Raw genomic sequence first — 2,646 nt, 5'->3', positions numbered from 1 at the left:
GGGAAGTATCCACGCAGCGTGGATAGTGTGATTAAGTAAAAGGGATATGTGTCCAGAAAAAGGGGTACATATCATTGACCTAAATATGGTACAAAAAGCGGAAATGTATGTCATGTCACTAGCGCGTTACAGCGCGCTGCTTTATGGCGTTTTATTTTATAGCGATTAATCTTTTATAGCACTCTGATTTTCGTCGCTTTGCTCATCATCGCGCTTCTTCCTCATCTTATAACCCAAAATAAAGCCAATAAGAAGCATAATCAGCCACGAAATAATCAAGCCGCCAATTCCCAACCAGGAATAGTTATTTCCGCTTTTACAAGACGTAGCTTTATTTGATGATTTTCTTACCGATTTATTGGATTTATGCGATTTTGCATCTTTCGGCAAAGTTGGACACACGCATTTGCAAGTTCCACTATTGCTATTAAATTGCTTTTTTATTACAAAATTAGAATTATTTTCCGCCTCTGCGCGCTGTAGCACGTTATTTTGTACATCAGCACCTTGAGTTGATTGAGGCGATTTTTGAGGCTGTTTAATAAACGGATATACAAAATCATGATTCGAGTTAATATTCAAATCTGGCTTTGTAGTTATGTCTGGCAAAATATCCGAATCATCTGGACCATGCTCTGGCGTTGGCGATGGAGACGGCTCTGGTGTTGGCGTTGGCTCTGGCTGCGGTTCTGGCTCTGGAACAGGTGGCTTTGGCTTTTGCTTATGCGTTACATTAGCCGTAAAAGTTACGTCTTTCCACGCGACTAACTCATGATTTGAAATTTCTGAATCAGAAACATTACTACCATTGCTAACAGTTACCTCTGTTCTGCCTGGAGCAGTATTCCCAACTATGTAGTAGACTCCAGTTCCTATATTATTTCTACCAACAGTAGCCTCTTTAATATAATCACCTAATTTGCTCTCATCAACATTCCAAGTGACAGTATCTCCCTCAACAATTCCAAGAGATTTCTTTATACTATCCAAATTCATAACTGGTTTAGAACGAGAATTATCCGCTCCTTTAAGAAGATTTTTCAATTCATCAATCTTATTACTCTTAGATTCGCGAATAAGTTTAGCAGTATTAGTCAGACCCGAGTTTTCTGCATAAGACGCAAGCATTTCTCTAGCTTTCTCCAACTTTTCGGAAGCATTCAAATTCGCATCTTCACTTGGAGAATATTTATATTTGCAATTAGTAAATTTTGTATCACTTAAATTATGCTTAACATTTTTACCCTGTAGCACGTCAGCAACACAAGTTAGAGAAGTATTATCAGCATTATTCTTAAACGTAACCTCAATATAATCGCGCACTATACGCATATAATTAGCTTCTGTTTTAGGATTTAATTCAACATTTTCGCCTGGATTTTTAGCAGATTTTCCACCCGATTTACGCCATACGCCTTTAGCTCTATAAGGTAGGAAATTGCCTACGTAAGTAAAATCACGCAGAGTATTGTTAAATACTACACCACGATACCCAGGTTCACCTTCACCAGGCAAACTATAATAGTTAGGATTTTTAGGAACATTTTCAGTAGGAATAAACCATTTACTTAAATCTAGCGATTCTAAAGCTGTCATATAAAAAGCACAATACATGTCATTTATATTTCTAGTGTTCCATTCCTCAATTCCTGGTATAGATGAAAGTTTGTTACAGTTAAAGAACATCCCCTCAATGGTCTTTAATTTACCTTCTGTAGATGGAAATATTTCTACTTCTTCTATAGAGCTACACTCTCTAAACATACCTATTGTGTCTTCAATACCTGCATGCTGCCATCCAGATAAATCTATGTTTTTTAGCTTTTTGCAATATTCAAACATGGAATGCACGTTCTTTACATTCGTCATATCCCAGTTATTAATACCATCTAAAGTTCTAAGATTCTCACATTTAGAAAACATTGAGTCTGCATTACCACGTTCAAGTTTATTACTGAACTTTATATGCTCTAGACCAATTATTTTCTGAACACCTTCAAACCCATAAAACATTTGCGATGCAGCAGATAATGTCATGTCTTCATCTATGACAATAATTTTTATTTGATTAATTAAAGCGGTTTTATTATTATAACCATCATAAATTGACTCTACAGTATTAGAATCATTGCCTATCAACAATTTTCCATTTACATCATCTTTTGAATTCTTAGGCTTCAAATGCAAAACTTGGAAATTATTTGTAGGATCGTATTCTAAATTACGGCCTTTCAGATCAATCCAGCTGCCAGCCTTTTCAATTTTTATATCATCTGCATCTATGCCATAAGAATTATCAGCTGAACGCTCACCCGAAGCCGAACCAGCCGCACCCGCCGAACGAGTGGCACCTTTGGGAGCTTTGGGAGCAGCAGCGCCAGAAATCGCAGAAGCGGAACGCGCGTTGCCTACCAATCCGACTGCGCTTGTAATTGTTGGCAACGTCATTGTTACTGCCACAATCGCAGACGCACAGATGGCCACAATTTTATAAATCCCGCTCTTATTCTTCATCTTCTATTCCTATGCAAAATAAAATGCTATCCCAAACACATCAACGCTAGCACTTAAAAAAAAATGGAAAGAGCAACGCAAAAAATAAGTTAAATTTGTTCCACAGCACCCCTCTTAATTTTATATTGAAAG

At 37.2% G+C, this 2,646-nt stretch carries 1 protein-coding gene; it reads right to left on the bottom strand.

The annotated features are described in order from the left end of the window. Positions 1–165 precede the first annotated feature (165 nt). Positions 166–2,514, bottom strand: coding sequence for a BspA family leucine-rich repeat surface protein (locus tag QP420_RS06405; RefSeq protein ID WP_481616893.1), 2,349 nt, complete (start codon positions 2,512–2,514; stop codon positions 166–168). Positions 2,515–2,646: the final 132 nt, after the last annotated feature.

The sequence above is a fragment of the Bifidobacterium sp. UMB1197 genome, assembly GCF_030217745.1.
In the GTDB taxonomy this organism is placed as follows: Bacteria; Actinomycetota; Actinomycetes; order Actinomycetales; family Bifidobacteriaceae; genus Bifidobacterium; species Bifidobacterium vaginale_B.
This window is presented reverse-complemented; position numbering and strand designations above follow the sequence as displayed.